Source organism: Pseudomonas antarctica (genome assembly GCF_900624995.1).
GTDB classification, from domain to species: domain Bacteria; phylum Pseudomonadota; class Gammaproteobacteria; order Pseudomonadales; family Pseudomonadaceae; genus Aquipseudomonas; species Aquipseudomonas antarctica.
On the sequence record NZ_UYXQ01000157.1, the window covers coordinates 1 to 7,600 of the forward strand.

Annotated in this window: 9 protein-coding genes and 1 pseudogene; 3 read left to right on the plus strand and 7 right to left on the minus strand. The window is 61.9% G+C overall.

What is annotated here, in order from left to right:
• Nucleotides 1-1,444 (plus strand): cation:proton antiporter domain-containing protein (locus tag E0F99_RS27575; RefSeq protein WP_130909046.1); only part of this gene is annotated, 1,444 nt, incomplete at its 5' end.
• A gap of 72 nt (nt 1,445-1,516) precedes the next feature.
• Complete coding sequence (locus E0F99_RS27580) at nt 1,517-2,071, plus strand: DcrB/PsbP domain-containing protein (protein ID WP_083358763.1); 555 nt, start codon at nt 1,517-1,519, stop codon at nt 2,069-2,071.
• 67 nt (nt 2,072-2,138) lie between these two features.
• Here the strand turns inward: E0F99_RS27580 and E0F99_RS27585 are convergent, their stop codons facing one another.
• From E0F99_RS27585 to E0F99_RS27600, 4 genes are read right to left on the minus strand one after another with little or no spacing between them, the layout of a single operon-like run.
• Nucleotides 2,139-2,858 (minus strand): alpha/beta hydrolase, encoded by a 720-nt coding sequence (locus tag E0F99_RS27585; RefSeq protein ID WP_083358764.1) that lies wholly within the window; start codon nt 2,856-2,858, stop codon nt 2,139-2,141.
• Nucleotides 2,859-2,870: 12 nt separating this feature from the next.
• The gene (gene cobF, locus E0F99_RS27590) at nt 2,871-3,626 is read right to left on the minus strand and encodes a precorrin-6A synthase (deacetylating) (protein ID WP_083358765.1); all 756 of its coding nucleotides are present in this window, start codon (nt 3,624-3,626) and stop codon (nt 2,871-2,873) included.
• 45 nt (nt 3,627-3,671) lie between these two features.
• On the minus strand, nt 3,672-4,226 hold the full coding sequence (locus E0F99_RS27595; RefSeq protein WP_083358766.1) for a histidine phosphatase family protein: 555 nt from the start codon (nt 4,224-4,226) through the stop codon (nt 3,672-3,674).
• A gap of 53 nt (nt 4,227-4,279) precedes the next feature.
• Complete coding sequence (locus tag E0F99_RS27600) at nt 4,280-4,831, minus strand: DUF4865 family protein (RefSeq protein WP_083358767.1); 552 nt, start codon at nt 4,829-4,831, stop codon at nt 4,280-4,282.
• 93 nt (nt 4,832-4,924) lie between these two features.
• Here E0F99_RS27600 and E0F99_RS27605 point away from each other — a divergent pair, with 93 nt between their 5' ends.
• Nucleotides 4,925-5,791 carry a LysR family transcriptional regulator gene (locus E0F99_RS27605; RefSeq protein WP_083358768.1) on the plus strand — a complete coding sequence of 289 codons (867 nt, stop codon included), beginning with the start codon at nt 4,925-4,927 and terminating at the stop codon, nt 5,789-5,791.
• Between the two features lie 6 nt (nt 5,792-5,797).
• Here the strand turns inward: E0F99_RS27605 and E0F99_RS30940 are convergent, their stop codons facing one another.
• The 3 genes and pseudogenes from E0F99_RS30940 to E0F99_RS27620 all read right to left on the minus strand — a co-directional run.
• Complete coding sequence (locus E0F99_RS30940) at nt 5,798-5,926, minus strand: hypothetical protein (protein ID WP_269457867.1); 129 nt, start codon at nt 5,924-5,926, stop codon at nt 5,798-5,800.
• Between the two features lie 12 nt (nt 5,927-5,938).
• On the minus strand, nt 5,939-7,267 hold the full coding sequence (locus tag E0F99_RS27615; protein ID WP_083358769.1) for an MFS transporter: 1,329 nt from the start codon (nt 7,265-7,267) through the stop codon (nt 5,939-5,941).
• A 43-nt stretch (nt 7,268-7,310) separates the two neighbouring features.
• A pseudogene (locus E0F99_RS27620) lies at nt 7,311-7,600 on the minus strand (AMP-binding enzyme); the annotation flags it as partial.

Below are 7,600 nucleotides of genomic sequence, written 5' to 3' on the forward strand. Positions count from 1 at the left end.
CCTGGGCCTGGCGCTGTCCTCCACCGCGTTCGGCCTGCAAAGCCTGGCCGAGCGCAAGGAACTGAACCAGCCCCACGGGCGCCTGGCGTTTGCGATTCTGCTGTTCCAAGACATCGCCGCGATCCCGCTGATCGCCATGGTGCCGCTGCTGGCCGGCAGCGATCACCCGACCACTGAAGCCCAGGGCCTGCAACACGTGCTGCAGATTCTGGGCAGCATCGCCGTGGTGATCATCGGCGGGCGCTACCTGCTGCGCCCGGTGTTTCGCATCGTCGCCAAGACCGGCCTGCGCGAAGTGTCCACTGCCACCGCACTGCTGGTGGTGATCGGCACCGCGTGGCTGATGGAACTGGTGGGCGTATCGATGGCCCTCGGCGCCTTCCTCGCAGGCCTGCTGCTGGCGGACTCGGAATACCGCCACGAACTGGAATCGCAGATCGAACCCTTCAAGGGCCTGCTGCTTGGTCTGTTTTTTATCAGCGTGGGCATGGGCGCCAACCTCAGCCTGCTGCTCAGCTCGCCGCTGGTGGTGATCGGCCTGACCCTGCTGTTGATCGGCTTGAAGCTGCCGCTGCTGTACGCGGTTGGCCGGCGGGTGGGCGACCTTAATCGTGAAAGCGCGCTGCGCCTGGGCGTCGTGCTGGCAGCTGGCGGTGAGTTTGCCTTCGTGGTGTTCAAGATCGGCCGCGACCAAGGCCTGTTCGAACCGCACCTTTACGATGTGCTGGTGTTGACCATCACCCTGTCGATGGCCGTGACGCCGCTGCTGTTGTTGGTGTGCCCAAAGCTGTTCAAGACCAAAGTCAAACCGGTGGAGGTGCCCGAGGAATACCGCGCCATCGAAAGCGATGCGCCACGCGTGGTGATTGCTGGCATGGGCCGGATGGGCCAGATTGTGGCGCGGATCCTGCGCGCGCAAAACATCTCGTTCATCGCCCTCGACACCTCAGTGGAAACCATCGAACTGACCCGCAGTTTCGGCGGTATGCCGGTGTTCTACGGCGACCCACAGCGCCCGGAGATCCTGCACGCGGCCAAGGTCGACCAGGCCGAATTCTTCGTGATCGCCATGGACGACCCGCAGATCAACATCAAGACTGCCGAACAGGTGCGCAACCTTTACCCGCACATGAAAATCATCGCCCGCGCGCGTAACCGCCAGCACGTACACCGCTTGGTGGACCTGGACGCTTCACCGGTGCGCGAGACGTTTTACTCCAGCCTGGAAATGAGCCGCCGCACCCTGGTCGGCCTCGGCTTGACCCAGGCTCAGGCCGACGCGCGCATCACCCGCTTCAAAAACCACGACCTGCAAGTACTCGCCGCACAACACGCGGTGTACGACGACGCCGCCAAGGTCATGCAAACCGCCGAGGAAGCCCGTACCGAACTGGCGCGACTGTTTGAGATGGATCGACTCGAGGAAGAGTCCGACAAAGTGTGAGGGCACAAACGAACGATCTTGCGAATTTTCTGACAGAATACGCCGCAATTTCGTTCATCCCTGGAGCGCTTCATGGCCACTTTCACCAAGACCGCCGCCCTGCTGGCCCTCGCGCTCACCGCCGGTAGCGTATTCGCAGCAACCAAGCCCACCACGCAGACCATCTCGACCCTGGGCGGCAAGTTTACCTTCAGCCTGCCCAAGGCCTACGTCGCCGACACCTTGCCAACCGGCAACGCGGCGGACGGTACCGCTGACACCCAAGGCACGCTGTACGCAAACTCGACCACCAAGAGTGTGGTGATCGTGGCTGAAACGGTGCGCAACGACGGCGCAACGATCAAAGACAACGACCCGCAGTTCCTCAATGGCGCCGTGGCCGACTTCGTCAAGGACCAAAGCGCTGCCTTGCCCGACTTCAAAAAGCTCAACGAGAAAAAATGGACCTACAAGGGCCTGGGCCTGCGCCAAGTGGACAGCACCGCCACCCAAGGCGGCGGTAAGACCTTGAACTCCACGTTCCTGGGCGGCTCCGGCAATCACTTGCTGGTGATTCAGGCGATTTCGCGAGCAGATGATGTGAAGGGCCACGCTGAGTTGGTGAAGCAGATCACTGGCGGTAAGTAACCCGCTCTACCCAGCGACACAAAATCAACTGTTGGGGCGGGTTTGCTCGCGCATTTTTTAACCTCGTTTACTCCAGGCTTTTCTCCAACCAAACCTTCAAATCCTGCACTTGCGCCTCGCTCACGGTATGCGGCATCCCCGCATACCCATGAAACGTTGGCGTCAACCCAAGCCCCACCAACACCTCATTTGCCCGCGTCGCCGAAGCATACGGCAGCGCCTGGTCCAGAGTGCCGTGACCGATAAAGATCGCCAACTTGCCCAGTGACTCACTGGGCTTGAGCTCAGCCTTGAGCACCGGTAACACGCTGCCACTCAGCGCCGCGATACCGCGCACCAGCTGAGGGTGTCGCAAGCCCACCTCGTAAGCCATGATCGCGCCCTGGCTGAACCCCACCAGGAACACCCGATCGCTTTGCGTGTGGTATTTGGCCGTAGCCTTGCCTACAAACTCTTCGATCAGCTTGGCGCTGCGTTGCAGGTCGGCAGTCTCGCCGTCGTAGTCGCCGTCACCCGGGGTCTTGGTAAACCAGCGATAACCATGCGGGTCCACCGGCATTGGCGCACGCGCCGACAAGTAGGTCCAGGTCGACGGCAACGCGTCCTTGATGCCAAACAGATCGTGCTCGTCGCTGCCAAAACCATGCAAGAAAATCACCAGCGGTTGGTTGCGCGCATCATCCTGGGTCTGTTCCAGGTAAGACAACGGCAAGTCGGTGTGCAGCGTGGCGTCGGCATGTGCGGCAGCGGCCACCAGGGTCAGTGCCAGAGCGAACAGTTTGAACATGGGGAAGCGACCTCAGGGCTTGCGCAACAAGTAAGTGTCCATGATCCAACCATTTTCCAGGCGCGCCGCCTTGCGTACCCGTTCGATCTCTTCAGCCACTTCACCGACTTTGCCGCTGATAAGGATCTCGTCCGGCGTGCCCAGGTAGGCGCCCCAGTAGATATCCAGGTCCTGATCGGCCACCGTGCGGTAGGAGTCTTCAGCGTCGAGCATCACCACCAACGTGTCCGCATCACTCACCTGCCCCGCCGCCAACCGGCGCCCGGTGGTGATCTCGATGGAGCGGCCGATGCGGTTAAGCGCCACTTTGTGTTGAGCAGCCAGGGCCTGCACGCTGGTGATGCCGGGGATCACATCGAACTCGAATTCGCAGCGGCCACTGGCGAGGATCGCCTGCAGGATGCGGACAGTGCTGTCGTACAACGCAGGGTCGCCCCAGGCCAGGAAAGCGCCCACTTCCCCGTCAGCCATTTCCTCGTTGATCATGCGTTCGAAGGCGTGCTGCTTGTCACGATTGAGGTCTTGCACGGCGGTGGTGTAATCGATATCACCGCGCACGCGCTCGGGGCAGTCGGCCTCGACGAAACGGTAGCCAGGCTCGGTGATGTAGGTCTGGCAGATCTCGCGACGCAGGTCGATCAGCTTGTCTTTGCTCTGGCCCTTGTCCATCAGGAAAAACACGTCGGTGCGGTTCAGCGCCTTCACGGCCTGCATCGTGATGTAGTCAGGGTTGCCGGCGCCAATGCCGATGATCAGGATGCGTTTCATGGGTTGCTCTCATTGCGGGGCGTGGATTTTGCCATGTTCACGCGCTCAGGCGTGAGTTTCCAGGCGCAGGCGCCAGACGTTATTGAAGCGCAGCTCGACGCTGGACAGCGGCTCAACGTCGATCAGGTAGAACATCGACGCCGGGAACCGCAAGACGTACAGCATCGCGGCGCGAATGACAAAGGGGTGGGTGATGGCCACTACGTGCCCGGGTTGGGACTCGAGGGCCTTTATCCACTGCGCAACGCGCGCGCAAATATGCTCCACCGACTCGCCGCCGTGAGGCGCGCTGGCGCTGTCGGTCATCCAGGCGGTTAGCGCGTGGTGGTCGATCTCGCCGATGGCCTGACCTTTCCAAGCACCAAAATCGCCATCGCGCAGGGCGTCTTCGGTCTGCGCGTTATCGCCGAACAAGCCCGCTGTCTGGCGGGCTCTCGCCTCAGGCCCGCACACCAGGCGCGGGCTTTTCTTGAAGCGGCCGGCTTGAGATAACGCTGCGCTCTGCCAGTCCATTGCGACGGATTCGTCATCGGGAAACCGCGCCTGCTTTTGCGACGAGGTAGCGGCATGGCAGATCAATGTCAAACGCGTGGCAGGCAACGCAGCGTGCTCCGAAGACCAGAATCGAGCCTGCAAGACTGGCCCAGTTGACGCTATCGCGCAACGCCTTGCGCCAGATAAAGCACCTCGTAGCCCGTACCTGGGCGGTCCAGCTCCAGCGCCTTCGCCGACAAGGTAAACCGCACCAGACGCCACGCCTGCACATCCAGCGCCAGAAAGACCGCGAACGTATCACCGCTATCAGCCAACTGCTGATTGCGCCGTTTTTCCTCGGCCAGTATCCCGCCGCGATCCGCCCCAGGTTCCAGCGGCCACTCCTCCCGGTACAGACTCAACGCGGTCTGCGCCGGCCCACGCTGCACATCCAACGGCAACCAGCTCTCGATGTGCGGGCGGCCGAAGCTGTCGAGCACCCTTTCAAAGCGCTCCCCGAGTAAGAAGTCAGCGGCCTGCAATGGGTCGGCCCACAGGTACACCGACGCATACACATTACCCTGCGCTTGCCCACGCACCTGGGCGATGAACGCCTTGAACAGCAGCCCCTCGGTGTTATCCCACAAAGGCCCTAACTGCGCAGCACGCCGGTGAATCACGCCCATATCGTAGTCGCCAGGCAAGCGGTGTGAATACTGTTTGGCAAACATGACAAAGCTCCCGTTCAAGATGAGGGTTCAGCTTGCGCAGCAACGGTGATTTCAACAAGATATGGCTAGATATATATGTGATAAGGATTTGATATGACTGATGCGCTCAAACCCCTGGATATTGACACCGTCCAAGCCTTTGTCCTGGTGGCCGATTTCGCCAGTTTCACCCGCGCCGCCGAAGTGCTGGACACCTCCCAGGCCGCCATCAGCCTCAAGCTCAAACGCCTGGAAGAACGCCTCGGTTATCGCCTGCTGGAACGCACGCCGCGCCACGTGCGGCTGTCGCCCCAGGGTGAGCAATTCATCGTGGCCGCCCGTGCCCTGCTCAATGCCCATGAACGCGCACTCGGCGACATGGCCACACACGCACCCCGGCGCTTGGTGATCGGCATCAGCGACCACGTGGCCGGGCCGGACTTGCCCACGTGGCTCAGCCGTCTCGCCGCCTACGACCCATTGGTGATACTCGAAGTGCGCATTGCCTCTTCTCGCGACCTGGTCGCCGCATTCGACCGCAATGAGCTGGACGCGGTGATCGTACGCAATGAAGGCGACCGCCAGGACGGCGAAGTGTTGGCAGTCGAACGCTTGGGCTGGTTTGCCGCACCCACTTGGCAACACAGCAGCGGCACCCCGCTGCGCGTGGCGACCATGGCCGCGCCCTGTGGCGTTCGACATTTGGCGGTCAGGGCCTTGGAGGCGGCGCGTATCGACTGGACCGAGGTGTTTGTCGGCGGTGGCGTAATGGCGGTGGGCGCCGCAGTGAGCGCCGGGTTGGGCGTCGCCGCCCTCGCCCATCGCGTGGCCCCGGCCGGGGCGGTGGACGTGAGCGAGCAATACGGTTTGCCCGCATTACCCGTCAGTGAGGTGGTCCTGCATAGCCGCATCAGTGATGCACGGTCCCGCGAAACGGTGCGCGCGTTGAGCGCAACGTTTCGCGGCGTGCTGCAGCGCTGACAGTGATTAGGCGACAGGCGCCTCTTCACCCACCGCTGCTAACGCAGCCTGAGCCTGCAACTGCGCGGCCCGTTGGCTGTAGTCACGCCGGTAGACGATGGTCGGCGCCTGAAACAGCGTGGCCGGATTTCCCACACCCGTATTCGATCAGGTTGCAGATGCCAACACTGCCCCCGCTGGCGCCACTACCGGGCTGCCACTGGCGACAAAATCTTCCTTGCGCAACACCACCAAGGCAATCAGCGACACTACGCCCGTGGCCACGTAGAAATACCACGGCGAAGTGATGTCGCCGGTCACCTTGATCAGCCACGTAGAGATCAGCGGCGCGCTGCCGCCAAACACCGCGACCGGCACGTTGTACGCCACGGCAATCCCGGTGGAGCGGATGCGCGTCGGCAGCAGCTCGCTCATCAGCGCGTAGGTGGACGAGGCGTATAGCCCGAACAGAATCGCCACCGCCATCAATGGCGCGAAGAACGTCGCAGGGGTGGCGGTCGGTGCTGACTTGAACAGCCAGAACATCGCCAGCGTGGCCAAGGTGCCAACCACCATCAGGAACGGTTTGCGCCCGTATTTATCGGTGAACGCACCGCCAAACGGCATCACGAAGGCTGCCGAGAAACTCGCGACGAATACGTAGAGCAAGGTGGTGCCGCTGTCGAACTTGAGGATCTTGGCCATGTAGGTCGAGGCGAACGTCAGCACCAGATAGAAGATCGAGCTGTGTAAGGTGATGATAAAGAACACCAGGGCAATAGCGCGTTTCCACTGCCAAACTTCGCGCAACGGGGCGCGGGAGGTCTGGCCGGTGCGTTGCAGGGCGAGAAACTCCGGGCTGTCTTCGAGCTTGAGGCGGATATACATGGAGATAAAGCCCAGCGGCGCAGCGATCAAAAACGGTATGCGCCAGGCCCATTCCTGCATCACCTCGGCGCCGAGAACCCAGGTCATGCCATTGGCCACGGCGCCGCCCAGCAGCAGACCGAGTACGGCGGTGACCATCAGCCAGCACGTGGCAAAGCCGCGTCGGCCGGGGCCGGCGTATTCGGAGATAAAGCTGGTGACGGTGCCGATCTCGCCGCCCGCCGAGAAGCCCTGCACGCAGCGCACCAGGATCAGCAGGATCGGCGCAGCGATGCCCAGGGTTGCGTAGCTCGGCAACAAGCCGAGCATGACGGTGGAACCGGTCATCATCACCAGCGCCATGATCAGGGTTTTGCGGCGGCCAATCTTATCCGCCAGCGGGCCGAAGAACAGCCCGCCCAGAGGCCGGATAAAAAAGCTCAGGGCGAACGCCGCGAAGCTGGCCAGCAGGCTGGTGGTGGGGTCGTCGGAGACGAAGAACGCATGGCCGATGTACACGGCGAGAAAGCCGTAGACGCCGTAGTCGTACCATTCGATCAGGTGGCCGGAAGTGGCACCGAGAAATGCACGGCGGCGCTTGCGGACCGTGTCTTGCACTTGATTGCCCATCGAAGGGACTCCTTGTCTTGTTGTCTGTCCATGAAAAACGGGGCTAGGTAAGCGCGGCGATACTCGCTGCTTTCAACGACTGCCGCAAGTCGGTCTTGAGGATTTTGCCGTAGCTGTTCTTGGGCAACTCGCTGCGGAACAGGTACTTCTTGGGTTTTTTGAACGACGCCATGCGCTGCACAAACCAGGCGCTCAGCTCGGTTTCGTCGAGCGCAACCCCGCTGCGTGTCACCAAAAACGCCACCACCGACTAGCCCCACTGAGCATCCGCCTACCCCCTCACACACACCTCGAACACTCAAGGAACCTGCGCCAAGACTTCCCCTACTCCAC

Excerpts from the sequence above, each read along its gene's own strand:
- E0F99_RS27585 (WP_083358764.1), bottom strand. The coding sequence starts at position 2,858 with ATGTTCAAACTGTTCGCTCTGGCACTGACCCTGGTGGCCGCTGCCGCA.
- E0F99_RS27600 (WP_083358767.1), bottom strand. The coding sequence starts at position 4,831 with ATGTTTGCCAAACAGTATTCACACCGCTTGCCTGGCGACTACGATATG.
- E0F99_RS27615 (WP_083358769.1), bottom strand. The coding sequence starts at position 7,267 with ATGGGCAATCAAGTGCAAGACACGGTCCGCAAGCGCCGCCGTGCATTT.
- E0F99_RS27605 (WP_083358768.1), top strand. The coding sequence starts at position 4,925 with ATGACTGATGCGCTCAAACCCCTGGATATTGACACCGTCCAAGCCTTT.
- E0F99_RS27580 (WP_083358763.1), top strand. The coding sequence starts at position 1,517 with ATGGCCACTTTCACCAAGACCGCCGCCCTGCTGGCCCTCGCGCTCACC.
- cobF (WP_083358765.1), bottom strand. The coding sequence starts at position 3,626 with ATGAAACGCATCCTGATCATCGGCATTGGCGCCGGCAACCCTGACTAC.